The sequence below is a fragment of the Burkholderia sp. LK4 genome (assembly GCF_001043615.1).
GTDB classification, from domain to species: domain Bacteria; phylum Pseudomonadota; class Gammaproteobacteria; order Burkholderiales; family Burkholderiaceae; genus Burkholderia; species Burkholderia cepacia.
Map to the genome: position 1 here is coordinate 24,539 of NZ_LDUL01000013.1, position 15,614 is coordinate 40,152.

General features: G+C 66.8%; 10 protein-coding genes. 5 read left to right on the forward strand and 5 right to left on the reverse strand.

All coding sequences use genetic code 11. The annotated features are described in order from the left end of the window. The first annotated feature begins 12 nt into the window (after positions 1 to 12). Positions 13 to 1,188, forward strand: coding sequence for an acyltransferase family protein (locus VK92_RS07945; protein WP_048022054.1), 1,176 nt, complete (start codon positions 13 to 15; stop codon positions 1,186 to 1,188). Between the two features lie 432 nt (positions 1,189 to 1,620). On the opposite strand, the gene VK92_RS07950 is transcribed toward VK92_RS07945, so the two are convergent. Further along, a complete protein-coding gene (locus tag VK92_RS07950) occupies positions 1,621 to 4,086 on the reverse strand; it encodes a glycosyltransferase family 4 protein (protein WP_048022056.1) in 2,466 nt (821 codons plus the stop codon). Between the two features lie 86 nt (positions 4,087 to 4,172). Between VK92_RS07950 and VK92_RS07955 the strand changes: the two genes are divergently transcribed. Then, positions 4,173 to 5,261 (forward strand): RNA-guided endonuclease InsQ/TnpB family protein, encoded by a 1,089-nt coding sequence (locus VK92_RS07955; RefSeq protein WP_048022058.1) that lies wholly within the window; start codon positions 4,173 to 4,175, stop codon positions 5,259 to 5,261. Here VK92_RS07955 and VK92_RS07960 read toward each other — a convergent pair. Together VK92_RS07960 and VK92_RS07965 are read right to left on the reverse strand one after the other, a co-directional pair. After that, the gene (locus tag VK92_RS07960) at positions 5,239 to 6,705 is read right to left on the reverse strand and encodes a flippase (RefSeq protein ID WP_048022060.1); all 1,467 of its coding nucleotides are present in this window, start codon (positions 6,703 to 6,705) and stop codon (positions 5,239 to 5,241) included. The genes VK92_RS07955 and VK92_RS07960 overlap by 23 nt on opposite strands. Positions 6,706 to 6,731: 26 nt before the next feature. After that, positions 6,732 to 8,924 carry a hypothetical protein gene (locus VK92_RS07965; RefSeq protein ID WP_048022062.1) on the reverse strand — a complete coding sequence of 731 codons (2,193 nt, stop codon included), beginning with the start codon at positions 8,922 to 8,924 and terminating at the stop codon, positions 6,732 to 6,734. 488 nt (positions 8,925 to 9,412) lie between these two features. Between VK92_RS07965 and VK92_RS07970 the strand changes: the two genes are divergently transcribed. Genes VK92_RS07970 through VK92_RS07980 form a run of 3 tightly spaced genes read left to right on the forward strand, consistent with a single transcriptional unit; the run spans position 9,413 to position 12,516 of the window. Beyond that, positions 9,413 to 10,477 carry an acyltransferase family protein gene (locus tag VK92_RS07970; RefSeq protein ID WP_048022064.1) on the forward strand — a complete coding sequence of 355 codons (1,065 nt, stop codon included), beginning with the start codon at positions 9,413 to 9,415 and terminating at the stop codon, positions 10,475 to 10,477. A 34-nt stretch (positions 10,478 to 10,511) separates the two neighbouring features. Then, positions 10,512 to 11,558: a GDP-mannose 4,6-dehydratase gene (gene gmd, locus VK92_RS07975; RefSeq protein WP_021158735.1), complete on the forward strand. Its 1,047-nt coding sequence runs from the start codon at positions 10,512 to 10,514 to the stop codon at positions 11,556 to 11,558. After that, positions 11,545 to 12,516 (forward strand): NAD-dependent epimerase/dehydratase family protein, encoded by a 972-nt coding sequence (locus VK92_RS07980; RefSeq protein ID WP_048022066.1) that lies wholly within the window; start codon positions 11,545 to 11,547, stop codon positions 12,514 to 12,516. The genes gmd and VK92_RS07980 overlap by 14 nt, the downstream gene beginning before the upstream one ends. Positions 12,517 to 12,624: 108 nt before the next feature. On the opposite strand, the gene VK92_RS07985 is transcribed toward VK92_RS07980, so the two are convergent. Next, on the reverse strand, positions 12,625 to 13,815 hold the full coding sequence (locus VK92_RS07985) for an O-succinylhomoserine sulfhydrylase (protein ID WP_048022068.1): 1,191 nt from the start codon (positions 13,813 to 13,815) through the stop codon (positions 12,625 to 12,627). Positions 13,816 to 14,062: 247 nt separating this feature from the next. Then, entirely contained in the window at positions 14,063 to 15,595 is a 1,533-nt protein-coding gene (gene purF / locus VK92_RS07990) for an amidophosphoribosyltransferase (RefSeq protein WP_021158732.1), read from the reverse strand. Positions 15,596 to 15,614 lie beyond the last annotated feature (19 nt).

Here is a 15,614-nt window from a genome sequence, read left to right on the forward strand (position 1 = left end):
GAATCGAATCGCATGCAAGCTTTCAGCGGATCGTCTCTGACCGCGCCGCCCGTCGCCGACCACAAGGAACACGTGATCGACGCGATGCGCGGCTTCGCGGCGCTGCTCGTCGCCTATTTCCACTGCCGGCAGGTCGTCTGGGTCGGCATGCAGAGCTTCCATCACGCTTACGGCCATGCGCTCAACCCGGGCGCGATCGCCGGCTACCTCACCTTTCCGTTCGCGTGGGGCTCCGCCGGCGTGCCGATCTTCTTCGTGATCAGCGGCTACTGCATCCACCGCAACGCGGCGCTCAAGCTCGCGGCCGATCCCGCGTACCGGCTCGACGCGCCGAACTTCTGGATGCGCCGGTTCGCGCGCATCTACCCGGTGCTGCTCGCCGCGCTGCTGTTCACGCTCGCGCTCGACTCGGTCAGCCTGCAGATCGAGCCCGTCAGCCACAAGATCCGCGACGTCGGCCTCGTCGCGTTCCTCGTGAACCTGTTCTCGCTGCAGGGCGTCGCCGGCTACACGTACGGGTCGAACGGCGCGCTGTGGACGCTGTCGCTCGAAGTGCAGTTCTACGCGATCTACCCGCTGCTGTTCGCGGTACGCCGGCGCATCGGCATGCCGGCGGTCGTGGCCGCGGTTGCGCTCGTCAACGTCGCGTCGGCGTGGCTGCTCGAACGGCACGACCTGCAGTTCTTCACGTCGTACTGGCTGTCCTGGACGATCGGCGCGTGGATCGCCGACCTGCGCGCACAGTCGCCGCGCGACGCGGTCGCCGTGCCGTCACGCGCCTGGTACGGCGCGGCCGCCGTGCTGCTGGCCGCCGGCTGCGGCGCATTCCATTTCGGCCAGTACGGCGCATTCCAGCTCTGGTCGGCCGGCTTCGCGTGCTTCCTGTACCGCGCGCTCGCCCGGCCGCCGCGCACGACGCCGCCGCTGCGCGTGCTGAGCTGGTTCGGCGACTTCAGCTATTCGCTGTATCTGATTCACCTGCCGCTGTTCGTCTGCCTCGGCTCGGTGCTGTTCCATTCCGAACTGCAGTTGTCGATCTGGCCGTCGTTCGCGTTCATGGCCGTCGCGATCCCGGTCGCGTACCTGTTCTACCGGATGTTCGAACGGCCCGCGATGACGTGGTCGGCCAGCTTCAAGCCGACCCGCCCCGCCCGCGTCGTTACGTCGGCGCCCGAACGGGCCGCCTGATCCGGCCGGCCCGGGTTCCCGAGCCCCCGCGCGGCACCCCGCCGCGCGGGGGCTTTATCGTGGCCTGAGCGCGTCGGCACGCCGGGTTGAACGGGATGGGCAGGCTTCCGGCGTCGGGCCGCGCCACGACCCGCCTGGGCCGTCCTCGGCCGGCTTTCGCTGGGCGGGGTGCCCTGGGCATCGTCTTCTCGCGTTGTCTTCTCGCGCCGCCCTCTCACGTCGCCCTCTCACGTCGCCCTCTCACGTCGCCCTATCCCGCCGCCCTCTCACATCGCCCGCCGCTCCCCCAACGGCGATCGTGCAAACACGCGCCCGCCACACGACGCAACGACCTGCCCGCCACTCGCCCGACCAGCCCCCCGCGCGGAAAAGCAAAGCCCCCACGCAGCGTATTGCCGCATGAGGGCTCGTTCCCGGGGCGGCTCGCGCCGATTACTGCTTTTTCGCCTTCGCGGCCTTCGCCGTATCCGCGAGAATCTTCTCGACCCGCTCCACGTAGGTTTCGGTACCGAACCGGCGCACCGCCGTCGCACGCCCGCTCGCGACGAGCCGCTCGCGCAGCGCACCGTCGCGCTTCAGCGTATCCAGCGCCCCGGCCAGCGCGGCCGCATCGCCCGGCGTGCAGAGCAGCCCGTTGTCGCCGTCCTCGATGATCTCGACGACGCCGCCCGCGCGGGCCGCGACAACCGGCCGGCGCGCGAGCATCCCCTCGACGATCACGCGCCCGAACGGCTCGGGCGTGATCGACGTATGCGCGACGACGTCGACCGCCGTCATGCACGCGGCCACGTCGCGCTGGAACCCGAGGAAATGCACGCGCTCGTCCATCCCGTGCCGGGCGACGAATTCGTGCAGCTGCGCCGCGTATTCGTCCTCGCCGAACAGCGGCGCGCCAACCAGCACCACGTGCATGTCGGGATGCCGCGCGGCGGCCTCCAGCAGCACGTGCTGCCCCTTCCAGTGCGCGAGGCGGCTGAACGAACCGACGAGCCATGCGTGCTCGGGCAATCCCAGCCGCGCGCGCAGCGCGGCCTGGCTGACGCCTTCCAGCGCATCGAACGGCTCGGCCGAAATGCCGTTGAACACGACGTCGACGTGCTGCGGCGTGAAGCCCGTCAGCGCGCGGAACGCCTGCGCGGACGCGTCGGAGTTCGCGATCACGCGCGTGACGCCGAGCCGCGCGCAGTACTTGATCGCCAGCAACTGCTTGCTGCCGAAATGGTCGGTGCTCACGATGTCGCGCAGATGCCACACCACCGGCTTGCGCGCGAGCCGCCCGGCCAGCGCGGCGACCACCATCGCGCGCTGCGTGTTCGCGTAGATCACCTCGGCGCGGCGCGCCCGCCGCGCCACATCGCGCACGAGCCGCACGAGCTGCTTCACCGCGCCGACCGACACGCCGCCCTGCTTGCGCACGCCCGCGAGCGCCCCCTGGTCGACCACGTCGACGCGCGCGCCGATCTCGTCGAGCGCCGCACGGAACGGGCCGTCGTCGAACAGCAGCACGTCGGCGTTCGCGCGCATGTGTTTCATGATCTCGAGCAGCGACAGCTCGGCGCCGCCAAGCACGCCGCTCTGGTCGAGCACGAGCGTCGCCGGGCCGCGCGCGGCCGGCAGCGGCGCGACGGCCGTACCGCGCTGCGCGGTCGAGCCGGGCAGCGCGGCTTCCACGTAGTCGAGAAAGCGCCGCCGGAACGTATCGGCGGAAAACCGCTCCGCGTTCGCGCGGCATGCGTCCGGCGTGAAGCGCTGCGGCGCGCGCTCGAAATCGTCGACCGCCGCGACGATCGCGTGCGGCGTCTGTTCGTCGAAGAAGAGCCCGGTCGGATTCCGGTTCGATTGCGGGTCGAGCACGGTTTCGAGCGCGCCGCCCTTGCCGTAGGCGATCACGGGCGTGCCGCACGCCTGCGCCTCGACGACCGAGATCCCGAAATCCTCCTCGGCCGCGAACACGAACGCCTTCGCGCGCCGCATCCGGTCGTGCAGTACCGCGAACGGCTGGTAGCCCATGATCTCGACGTTCGGGCCGGCTTTCGCGCGGATTTTCTGCATCTCGGGGCCGTCGCCGATCACGACGAGCTTGCGCTCGGGCGTCTTCGAGAACGCCTCGACGATCAGGTCGATCTTCTTGTAAGGCACCATCCGCGACGCGGTCAGGTAGAAATCGTCCTTCTCCGCGTTCAGCGAAAACGCGTCGACGTCGACCGGCGGGAAGATCACCGCCGCGTCGCGGTGGTAGACCTTCCTGATGCGCCGCGCGATGAACGCGGAGTTCGCGACGAAACCGTCCACCGCGTTCGCGGTGCGCGTATCCCAGTTGCGGATGTAGTGCAGGATCATCCGCGCGAGCAGCGATTTCGGCCCGCGCGTGAGGTTCGACTGTTCCAGGTACTGGTGCTGCAGGTCCCACGCATAGCGGATCGGCGAATGCACGTAGCTGATGTGCATCTGGTCCGGCCCCGTCAGCACGCCCTTCGCGACCGCGTGGCTGCTCGATATCACCAGGTCGTACTCCGACACGTCGAGCTGCTCGATCGCAAGCGGCATCAGCGGCAGGTAGCTGCGGTACTTGGTGCGCGCGAACGGCAGCTTCTGGATGAACGACGTCGTCACCGGCTTGCCGCGCACGAACGCGCGGTCGTCGAGGAAGTCGACGAGGCTGAACAGGTCGGCGTCGGGAAAACACGCGACGATCTGTTCGAGCACGCGCTCGGCGCCCGCGTAGGTCACGAGCCAGTCGTGGACGATCGCCACGCGCAGCGCGCGCGACGGTTGCCGCGCGCTGGCGCGCTCGGCCGGCACGGGCCGGCGCAGTGCGGCGACATCGCCGGCTTCGGCCGCGGCGGCATCGGCCGAGGCGAGATTCAACAAGGCGTGTTCCGCCAGATCGCGATTCATCAGTCGCTCCAAGAAGCCCTGCCATTGTTGGCGGGGAAGAAAGGAGCGCCGTCGACAAACGGCATTCCCAGGTTAGAGTGACCGGCATGATTCTTGTCTATCGCTACCGGGTGAAATCGCTCAGCGGTCTGCTTAATAAGCAGAGCCGAGCGGTGAACTACGTCTGGAACTTCTGCAACGACACGCAGAAGCACGCGCTCAAGTGGAGCAAGAGGTGGCCGACCGGCTTCGACCTGAACGTACTGACAACCGGCAGCAGCAAGGAGCTCGGCATTCACTCCGGCACGGTCAACGCAACGTGTGAGCAATACGCGAAGTCGCGCGACCAGCACCGACGCCCGTACCTGCGCTATCGCGGCAGGAAATCGCTCGGCTGGGTGCCGCTGAAGGGGCGTGACCTGAAGCGTGAAGGAGATGCATTTCGCTTCGCCGGCAACACGTTCCGTGTGTTCAACAGTCGCCCGCTTCCCGAAGGCAAGATCAAGGATGGAACCAATTTCGCGCAGGATGCGCGCGGCAACTGGTTCCTGAACGTCGCGATCGAAGTACCCGAAGTTCCCGCGCGCCCGATCCGTTCCGGTGTCGGCATCGATCTCGGTCTGAAAGAATTCGCCACACTTTCGACCGGTGAGAAGCTTCCCAACGACCGGTTCGGTCGACGCGCGGCGGAAAAGCTGGCGAAAGCGCAACGAGCACGCAAGCACAAGCGCCATATCGCGAAGCTGCACGGCAAGGTGGCAAATGCCCGCGCCGATTTCCAGTACAAGCTCGCGCTCGATCTGGTGCGGCGCTTCGACTACATCGCGGTCGGCAACGTGTCCGCCACCAAACTCGCCAGGACCAGAATGGCAAAGAGCGTCTATGACGCATCCTGGTCGTCCTTCCGCAACAAGCTCCGTTACAAGGCGATGGCGCACGGGGTCACGTTCGAGGAAGTCGACGAAAGCGGTTCTACCCAGTCCTGTTCGTCGTGCGGATCGAAAGACAGCACGACGCGGCCGAAAGGTATCGCGGGACTGCGAATAAGAGAGTGGGCCTGCAGTGGTTGCGGTGTCGTGCATGATCGGGATACCAACGCTGCTCTGAACACTCTCCGATGCGGACGTGCATCGCCAGTTGTGGGAATCCGCTGCTTTCAGGCAACGGAAGACGTCAAGCGGTTCTCCTCGCATTGAGACGGACAAACAGGTCGCGCACGAGCGCACGCAGCCCCGGCGTCATCGTGAGCGACCACGCGACGTTCAGCAGCAGCACGACCGCGCACATGCCGATCGACTCGACGAGCCCCGGCCATGCCTGCGCCAGAAACAGGCTCGCCAGCAGGAACGCGAGGTGCGCGAGCATGTCGAGCACGATCGCGCGCATCCGGATCGCCGACAGGTACAGCAGCACGCCGTAGTCGACGAACGCGCGCGCCGCGACGACCACCGCCGCGCCGATCAGCCCGAAGTGATGGATACCGAACCACAGGCCGCCGACGAAGAACGGCATCTGGACGAGCCCGGCAAAGGCCGCGCGGGACGGATTGACCTGCGACTGGATCAGGATGCGCGTGACGCTCGCCTGGCCGACGAGCCACACGCTGATCACCAGCACGCGGCCGACCGGCGCCGAATGCGCGGCGAGATCCGCGCCGACCCACAGCGTGAGGAACGGCGCGAGCGCGAAGATCGCGACGATGCCGACCGGCGTGAACACCCCGTTCAGGAATTCGAGCGACTGGCGCGCGAGCGTGTCCGCATGGTCGCGGCCGACGGCCGACAGGCGCGGGAACAGCGTGCGCACGAGCGCGTTCGGCAGCATGTTCAGGCGCGTGACGAGGTTCTGCGGCACCGTGTAGTAAGTGACGAACTTCGCGCCCATGCCGGCGCCGAGCATCACGCGGTCGAGCGTGTCGGCGATCATGCTCGTCGTGCTCGCGATCAGCATCCAGCCGCCGAAATTGAACAGCCCTTTCGCGGTGCCCCATTGCGGCGGATCGATGCGCCGGATCCCGAGCACCTTGATGCTGGCGTGGCCGAGCATCACCGCCGCGATCAGGCGCGCGACGACCGCCGCGGCGAGCACCGTCTGCAGGTTCGGCGCGATCCACCACGCGGCGCCGAGCGGCAGCAGCTGGAACAGGAACGTGCCGATCGTCTGGTTCGTGTTGAACACGCCGAAGCGTTCGGCGCCGTTGATCGCGCCGGCGAACACCCACGACACGTTCGCCAGCGGAATCGCGAGCGCGAGCCACGGCAGCGCGAGATACACCTCGTGCTGCATCGCCGCCGACACCTTCGTGAAGTAAGCGGTGTAGATGAACGCGCCGAAATAGATCAGCAGCCCGCCCACGATGCCGGTGCCGAGGTTCAGCCAGAACGCGCTCCAGAACACGCGCGCGCTTTCGTCGTCGTTGCCGCTCGCGAGCGCCTTCGAGATGTGGTTCTGCGCGGCCATGCTCATCCCGAGATCGAGGATCCCGAAATAGCCGATCAGCGTCCACACGAGGCTGACGACGCCATAACGTTCGACGCCGAGCGCGTGGATATACGCGGGCACCGTCACCAGCGACACGAAGGTCGGCAGGATCAGCCCGATGAAGTTGATCGAAACGTTCTTGAGTATGCCTTTGTCCATGCTTCTGCCTTGTGTGACGTCGTCCGTCACGGTTTCCAGCGATACATCAGCACCTTGCCGCGCGCGTCTTCCTCGACGAACACGAGGTACTCGCCGTTATCGCGCCGGAACGCGCTGATGCCGAACGGCACGTCGACCCAGCCGGATGCCTTGCCGACCTCGGCGCCCGGGCTCATCACGCCCACTTCCTTGCCGGTTTCCTTGTCGTACACGTGGATCTTGCCGACCGGCTCCACCCCGAACAGGTAGCGGCCCTCGGCCGTGATCCCGATCAGGTCGAAGATCGGCTTCGCGTCGAGCTGCCACGGCAGCGCGACCTGGTAGCGCACGACCGGCGAGCCCGTCGACCACTTGTCGAAGCGGACCAGCACACGGCCCACTTCCTTGTTGATGCCCGGCTGCGGCGGCGCGTCGGCCGTGTAACCGGTCACGTACAGCGTGTCCGTCTGCGCGTCGTAGATCGAGCGGCGCAGCTGCGTGAACGGCTGCGGCATCGGATAGGTCGTGACCTTGTCGTACGAGTAGATCGGGTTGCCGGCCTTGTCGACGCCGCCGTACTGGAAGCGGTGGATGCCGCGCACGTCGCTCGTGCGCCAGATGTCGCCCTTCGTGTCGACCCACCAGCCCCAGCCGCCCGCCTTCGCCTTGCCGGTGGTATTGATCTCGAACTCGTCGGCATCCAGCCGGCCGTTGCCGTTCGCGTCGCGCCACAGCCAGTCGCCGCCCGGCGGCTTGTTCGGCACGTTGTCGACCGGCCGCGCGCGGCCCGCGATCAGACCGGACGGAATCGCGACTTCGCCGTCGCGCTTCGCGTCGAAGCGGTAGATCTTCAGGTGATCGGCGTACATGTCCGTCAGGTACAGGAACGTGCGGCCGTCGACGCGGCGTGCGATCGGCATGCCGGGCCACTGGTCCGTATGGAACACGGGGTCGTCCGGATACTTGAAGCGGTTCGACAGGAAGCCGGCGTATTTCCAGTCCTGGCCCGGCGGCTTCGACAGGTCGAGCTCGAAGCGCTTGTTGCCCGTGTACACGCTGTTCGGCCGCGCCGGGTCGAGCCATGCGCCGTCGACGAACAGCAGCCCCTGCACCTGCCAGCGCAGCTTGCCGTCCGGCGTGTAGCTTTCGAGCACGGCGCCGAGCCCCGCACCGATCGTGTCGTGACGCGGCCCGATGCCGTTCATCGACACGTAGATGTTGCCCGCCCGGTCGACACCGACCCCCGTCAGCCCGTTGAAACGCTGCGGCCCGGGCCGGCCCGGCACCGGGCCCGCGAAGATGCCGCCGCGCTCGCCGAGCGTGCCCGACTGCGCATAACCCTTGCCGCCTTTCGAGAAGATCAGGATCTGCTGGCGCGGCCCGTTGTCCGCGACGAGCACGCGCCCTTTCGCGTCGACGGCCACATCCACCGCGTCGGTGCCTTCCGGCAGCGCGGGGGCGTCGTCGAGCTTGCGGCCGTCGGCGCGCACGTGCGCGAGGTGCGCGGGCCCCTTGATCGTGTCCGTGAGCAGCCACAACGTGCCGTCGCCCGCGAGCGCGATGCGGCCCGGCTCGTGCGCGTTCCACGTGCCCTTCTGCTGCATCGTCTCCGCGTCGTACACGTCCACCGCGTCGCGCGTCGGATTCGTCGCGAACAGCGTCTTGTCGTCGGCCGCGAGGCCGCCGACTTCCGCCTTCTGCTCGCCCGTTTCCGAGCGCGCGGGCGCCGCCACCTCGTTCATCACCATGAAGCTCGCGGCCATCCGCGCGCGGCCGGCATCGGCACGCCCGCCCGGGGCCACCTGCGGCGCCGCGCGGAACGGCGCCGGCTGCTTCATGTCGCCGATCGTGCGGCGCGAGATGCCGAACCACTGCTTGCCCTTGTCCGGCCAGATGCCGGGCGACTGCAGGTGGCCGCGCTCGTTGCCGACACCGATCGCGACGTACGCATATTTGCTGTTCACGGCGATCGCGCTGCCGCCGAGGTTGCCCCAGCCGTGCGTGCCGCCGGCGAAGCCGAGCATCTTCCCGTCCTGGTAGACGCTCGCTTCGGCGCCGCTCTCGTCCCATGGCGCATTCGTATACACCTTGCCTTCAGGCGTCACCGCGATCGCGCGGATGTCGATCTGCGTCCAGCTGCCGTCGCCATAGCCGAACGTATTGCCGATCCACGACGTCGTCGCGGGCAACACCGTTTCGGCCGGTACGGCGCTCGTCAGCAGCGTCGCGCATACCGTCATGCCTACCAGAATCAGACGTCGCAATGCGCTTCTCCAGACTTGATGCAACAGCGACCGGCACCGCTGCCGGCGCACCCTGTCGCTAAATGGGTTTCAAACGTCGCGATGCAGGTTACAAGCAAAAATAATCACAAGAAATTTGGAAATATTTGAGGATGTTTCCGCCTGAAATATCGAACCGGAACAGACACGCAAAGACACCCGAAAACGGCAATTACGACCGCCTTTCGCTTTCCAGTCTGTAGAAAGTGCCGCTTTTCTCCGCCTGGCGGGGCCTCCCGGGCGGCGACCATTCAACCCTCTACCGAATTAACCGGCATTTGAATGTTTGTCGCCGGATAAATGACGCGCGTTTTTTTGCCGATTTCTTTTCCCTAGAATCGATTTCGATTCGATATTTCATTTAATGGCATGCATTACGTTCACGTTTACGCATCGGATGTGCGACTCGCCCCGGCTCAGGCCGCGCGTCGCGAAGGAGCGGCGCGATGACGGGCCTCTCGCGACCCGCGGCCCCCACGCCGCCGCAACACGGCCGCATCGTGCAGCTCGACGGGCTGCGCGCGATCGCGGTGGGCGCCGTGTTCCTGCAGCACGCGCTGAAGGCGCCGCTGTGGATGGGCGTCGACCTGTTCTTCGTGCTGAGCGGCCTGCTGATCACCGGCATCCTGCTCGATCGCAAGGCGCGCGGGCAGTCGTACTTCAGCCACTTCTACGCACGCCGCGTGCGCCGCATCCTGCCGCCGTACGTGTTGCTGCTGGCGGTGTCGACGATCCTGTTCGGTGCGGGCTGGCTGCCGCACTGGCCGTGGTTCGCGTTCTTCTCGACCAACATCGGGCTGTCGCTCGGCAGCATCGGCCACGACAGCCTGAACGTGCTGTGGTCGCTCGCGGTCGAGGAGCAGTTCTACATCTTCTGGCCGTTCGTCGTGCTGTGGTGCTCGGAGCGCGCGCTGCTGTGGGTCGCCGCCGCGCTGATCGTCGCGGCCCCCGTGCTGCGCGCGATCGCGACGCCGTGGTTCGACTCGTTCTGGCCGATCTACTACCTGACGCCGTTCCGGATGGACCTGCTCGCCGCCGGCGCGCTGCTCGCGATCGTGCTGCGCCGCGACCGGCGCGCGCTGGAACCGTTCTATCCGCTCGCGATCGTCGGCGCGCTCGTGTCGCTCGCGATCCTCGGCTGGCTGCACCTGTCGTTCCCGCGTTTTCGCGCCGCGAACACGCCGCTGTCGAACGCCGCGCTCTACAGCATCTCGCTGCTGCTGTGCACGTCGATCGTCGTGATCGCGCTGCGCGGACGCGGCCTCGTGCAGCGCGTGCTGACGAACCCGATGCTCGTCTACGTGGGCACCGTCAGCTACACCGTGTACCTGATCCACCTCAGCGTGCTGTACGCGCTGTGGCCGCTGCACCTGAACCGCTTCGTCACGGCCGCGCTGGCGCTCGCGATCACGCTCGCGTACGCGACCCTGAGCTGGTACGGCTTCGAACGGCGCCTGACGCGCGGCCCCGCACGCCGTGCGCTGCCGGCCGCCGCCGGCACGACCGCCTGACTTTCACCCTCCATCGTTCTACCAGGACAACGTCATGAGCCAAACTCGCAAGAAGGCCATCATTACCGGGATCTCGGGGCAAGACGGCGCCTACCTGACCAAGCTGCTGCTCGACAAGGGCTACGAGGTCACGGGCACCTACCGCCGCACCAGCTCGGTGAATTTCTGGCGCATCGCCGAGCTCGGCGTCGACGCGCACCCGAACCTCACGCTCGTCGAACACGACCTGACCGACGCCGGCTCGAGCCTGCGCCTGCTCGAACGCACGCAGCCCGACGAGCTGTACAACCTCGCCGCGCAAAGCTTCGTCGGCGTGTCGTTCGACCAGCCGGCGACGACCGCCGAAGTGACCGGCCTGGGTCCGTTGAACCTGCTCGAGGCGATTCGCGTCGTGAGCCCGAAGACGCGCTTCTACCAGGCGTCGACGTCGGAGATGTTCGGCAAGGTGCAGTCGATCCCGCAGACGGAAGCGACTTCGTTCTATCCGCGCAGCCCGTACGGCGTCGCGAAGCTGTACGCGCACTGGATGACGGTGAACTACCGCGAATCGTATGGCCTGTTCGGCAGCAGCGGCATCCTGTTCAACCACGAATCGCCGCTGCGCGGCCGCGAGTTCGTCACGCGCAAGATCACCGACACCATCGCGAAGATCAAGCTCGGCAAGGCGACCCGCCTCGAGCTCGGCAACCTCGACGCGAAGCGCGACTGGGGTTTTGCACTTGAATATGTCGAAGGCATGTGGCGCATGCTGCAGGCCGACGAACCCGACACCTACGTGCTCGCGACCAACCGCACCGAGACCGTGCGCGATTTCGTGCGGATGGCGTTCGCGGCGGCCGGCTACCAGATCGAATGGACCGGCAAGGGCGAACAGGAACGCGGCCTCGACGCGTCGAACGGCAACGTGCTCGTGGAAGTGAACCCGAAGTTCTATCGCCCTGCCGAGGTCGACCTGCTGATCGGCTGCGCCGACAAGGCCAGGTCCAAACTCGGCTGGGAACCGAAGACGACGCTCGAACAACTTTGCCAGATGATGGTCGAAGCCGATTTGACGCGGAATCAACACCATGACACGTTCTGAAGCCGGACGCCCGTCGCGCCGTGCATTCGTCACCGGCCTGACGGGCTTCACGGGCCGCTACATGGCCGAGCGCCTGCAGGCGGCCGGCTATGAGGTCTGGGGCACGGTCGCGCCCGGCGCGGCGCGACCCGACGATCCGGCCTTCGCGCACTGCACGCTGCTGCCCGTCGACCTGCTCGACGCGCAGGCGCTGCGCGCGGCGGCCGCCGACGCCCGGCCCGATGCGGTCGTGCATCTCGCCGCGCGCGCGCATGTCGCGCAGGACGAGCCGTCGGAAACCTACGCGGTCAACATCGTCGGCACCCGCAACCTGCTGGCCGCGCTTGCGGGCCTCGACCGCCGCCCGTCGGCCGTGCTGCTCGCCAGCAGCGCGAACATCTACGGCAATTCGACGGCCGGCGTGCTCGACGAAACCGTCGCCCCCGCCCCGGCGAACGACTACGCGGTCAGCAAGCTCGCGATGGAATACGCGGCGAAACTGTGGGCCGACCGTCTGCCGATCGTGATCGCGCGGCCGTTCAACTACACGGGTGTCGGCCAGAGCGATGCGTACCTGCTGCCGAAGCTCGTCGCGCACTACGCGCGCAACGCCCCGCGGATCTCGCTCGGCAACCTCGACGTGAGCCGCGATTTCTCCGACGTGCGCGACGTGACGGCCGCGTACCTGAAGCTGGTCGAAGCCGCGCCGGCCGGCGAGACGTTCAACGTGTGTTCGGAGCGCGCGTATTCGCTGAAGGAAGTGCTGGCGATGCTGTCGCGTATCGCCGGGTACGTGATCGACGTGACGATCGATCCGCGTTTCGTGCGGCACAACGAGGTGAAGAGCCTGTCCGGGTCGCGCGACAAGCTGCGGCGCGCGGTGGGCGAGCTGCCCGTCACGCCGCTCGACGACACGCTGCGGTGGATGGTGGAGGCGATGCGCAACGACACGCACGCCAGCGACGATCGCACCGGGTAAGCCGCGCGATTTCATCGGCACACAAAACGAAGGGCCGCTCGCTTGCGCGAACGGCCCTTCGTCCATCGTCACGTCAGATCACGTCACGACATGCGTGACGTGCCCCGCTCAGCCTTCCAGCCCGCGCGCGAGATCCTTGCGCAGGTCGCCCGCATCCTCGAGGCCCACCGAAAGGCGGATCAGCCCTTCGCTGATCCCCGCTGCCGCGCGCGCCTCCGGCGTGATGCGGCCGTGCGTGGTGGTCGCCGGATGCGTAATGGTCGTACGCGTGTCGCCGAGGTTGCCGGTGATCGAGATCAGCTTCGTGTTGTCAATCACGCGCCAGGCATTCGCGCGCTGCTGTTCGGGGGTGTCGCCCTTCAGCTCGAACGAGAGGATCGCCCCGCCCGCCTTCTGCTGACGCTTCGCGAGCTCGTGCTGCGGGTGCGATTCGAGGCCCGGATGAAACACGCGCGCGACCGCCGGATGCGAATCGAGCCAGCGCGCGATCTCCAGCGCGTTCGCCGATTGCTTCTCGACACGCAGCGACAGCGTCTCCATCCCCTTCAGCAGCACCCACGCGTTGAACGCCGACAGCGTCGGGCCCGCGCTGCGCACGAACGGGAACACCTTGCCCATGATGAATTCCTTCGAGCCGACCAGCGCGCCGCCGAGCACGCGGCCCTGGCCGTCGAGGAATTTCGTCGCCGAGTGCATCACGACATCCGCGCCGAGCTTCAGCGGCTGCTGCAGCACCGGGCTGCAGAAACAGTTGTCGACGACGAACAGCGCGTTCGATGCCTTCGCGATCTTGCCGATCGCCTCGATGTCGGCGAGTTCGGTCAGCGGGTTCGACGGCGTCTCGAGGAAGAACATCTTCGTTTCCGGACGCACGGCTTCCTTCCACGCGTTCAGGTCGGTCGGGTCGACGAAGGTCGTCGTGATCCCGAACTTGTTGAAGATCTGCGAGAACATCCCGAGCGTCGAGCCGAACAGGCTGCGCGAGCTGACGAGGTGGTCGCCGGCCTGCAGCGCGGCCATCACGACCGACATGATCGCGGCCATCCCGGATGCCGTCGCAATGCACGCCTCGCCGCCTTCGAGCGCCGCGAGACGATCCTGGAACATCGTGACGGTCGGGTTCGTGAAGCGCGAATAGGTGAAGTAGTCTTCCGAATTCGCGAAGCGCTCGGCCGCGTCGGCCGCGCTCTGGAAGCAGAAGCTCGACGTGAGGAACAGCGCTTCCGAGTGCTCGTTGAAGTCGCTGCGCAGCGTGCCCGCGCGCACGGCAAGCGTGTCGAAGTTGAGGGAGTCGTCCATGTTCCGTTTTCCGTATCCGATGGCCACGCGCGTCGCGCAGGCCAGATCAAAACCAGGCCCAAAAACAAAAAGCCCGCTATGCGTCGGCATCAGCGGGCTTCGGTGCGGTACGACAGCGATCGACTCGGGCCGGTTGCCACCGGCCTTCGCTTTAGCTGTTTTGGGAAGTCGCCCCGCGTCCGCAAGCTGATATCAAATCGACGCAAGGCCACATCCTATCACGCCTCGATCAAAGCGTGCGCCGGTGTCACTCGACCGACAGCTGCAGGTTCATCTGCGAACGTTCGGTGTCGCCGGCCGTATCGCGATCGGCCTGCGACGCCGGCGTGAGGCGCGCGCGCTCGATCGCATCGAGATACTCGGGCGTCACGTCGCCGGTGATGTAGTTGCCGTCGAAGCACGACGCCTCGAAGCGCTCGAGCTTCGGGTTGATGTCGCGCACCGCGCGGCGCAGGTCGTCGACGTCCTGGTAGATCAGGTGGTCGGCGCCGATGATCTTCGCGACGTCTTCGTCGGTGCGGCCGTGTGCGACGAGCTCGCCGCGCGTCGGCATGTCGATGCCGTACACGTTCGGGAACTTCACGGGCGGCGCGGCCGACGCGAAGATCACCGACTTCGCGCCCGCGTCACGCGCCATCTGCACGATCTCGTGCGAGGTCGTGCCGCGCACGATCGAATCGTCGACGATCAGCACGTTCTTGTCCTTGAACTCGATGCTCATCGCATTGAGCTTCTGGCGCACCGACTTCTTGCGCACGGCCTGCCCCGGCATGATGAAGGTGCGGCCGACGTAGCGGTTCTTGAAGAAGCCTTCGCGGTACTCAACGCCGAGCTTCGCGGCGACCTGCATCGCGGCCGGGCGCGACGAATCGGGAATCGGCATCACGACGTCGATCGGCACGTTCGGCAGTTCGCGCTTGATCTTCTCGGCGAGATAGTCGCCCATGCGCAGGCGCACGTTGTAGACCGGCACGCCGTCGAGGCACGAATCCGGACGCGCGAGGTACACGTATTCGAACATGCACGGGTTCAGCGTCGGGTTCTCCGCGCACTGCTGGCTGTGGAAGTTGCCGGCCTTGTCGATGAAGATCGCTTCGCCCGGCTCAAGGTCGCGCACGAATTCGAAACCGATGCCTTCGACCGCGACCGACTCCGACGCGACCATCCATTCGGTGCCGTGCTCGGTCTCGAGCTTGCCGATGCAGAGCGGGCGGATGCCGAACGGGTCGCGGAACGCGAGCAGGCCGTAGCCGGCGATCAGCGACACGATCGCATACGAACCCTGCAGGCGGCGATGCACGCCCGAGACGGCCTTGAACACCGAGGCCGGATCGAGCTCGAGGCCCGTGGTCGACAGTTGCAGCTCGTGCGCGAACACGTTGAGCAGCACTTCGCTGTCGGAATTGGTGTTGATGTGCCGGCGGTCGATCCGGAACATCTCGTCCTTCAGTTGCTGCCAGTTCGTCAGGTTGCCGTTGTGCGCGAGGATGATCCCGAACGGCGCGTTCACGTAGAACGGCTGCGCCTCGGCTTCGCTCGACGCCGAGCCGGCCGTCGGGTAGCGCACCTGGCCGATGCCGTAGGTGCCGGGCAGGCTGCGCATGTTGCGCGTGCGGAACACGTCGCGCACCATGCCGTTCGCCTTGTACATGTGGAAATTGCTGCCGTCCGCCGTCGCGATGCCCGCCGCGTCCTGACCGCGATGCTGCAGCAGCAGCAGGCTGTCATAGATCAGCTGGTTGACCGGGGATTGGGAGATAACGCCTACGATGCCGCACATGGCATGTCCTTCAGAATGA

Bases quoted from the DNA above. Each gene is read 5' to 3' on its own strand.
- VK92_RS07965 (WP_048022062.1), bottom strand. From the start codon at position 8,924: ATGACGGTATGCGCGACGCTGCTGACGAGCGCCGTACCGGCCGAAACG.
- gmd (WP_021158735.1), top strand. From the start codon at position 10,512: ATGAGCCAAACTCGCAAGAAGGCCATCATTACCGGGATCTCGGGGCAA.
- VK92_RS07960 (WP_048022060.1), bottom strand. From the start codon at position 6,705: ATGGACAAAGGCATACTCAAGAACGTTTCGATCAACTTCATCGGGCTG.
- VK92_RS07970 (WP_048022064.1), top strand. From the start codon at position 9,413: ATGACGGGCCTCTCGCGACCCGCGGCCCCCACGCCGCCGCAACACGGC.
- purF (WP_021158732.1), bottom strand. From the start codon at position 15,595: ATGTGCGGCATCGTAGGCGTTATCTCCCAATCCCCGGTCAACCAGCTG.
- VK92_RS07955 (WP_048022058.1), top strand. From the start codon at position 4,173: ATGATTCTTGTCTATCGCTACCGGGTGAAATCGCTCAGCGGTCTGCTT.
- VK92_RS07945 (WP_048022054.1), top strand. From the start codon at position 13: ATGCAAGCTTTCAGCGGATCGTCTCTGACCGCGCCGCCCGTCGCCGAC.
- VK92_RS07980 (WP_048022066.1), top strand. From the start codon at position 11,545: ATGACACGTTCTGAAGCCGGACGCCCGTCGCGCCGTGCATTCGTCACC.
- VK92_RS07985 (WP_048022068.1), bottom strand. From the start codon at position 13,815: ATGGACGACTCCCTCAACTTCGACACGCTTGCCGTGCGCGCGGGCACG.
- VK92_RS07950 (WP_048022056.1), bottom strand. From the start codon at position 4,086: ATGAATCGCGATCTGGCGGAACACGCCTTGTTGAATCTCGCCTCGGCC.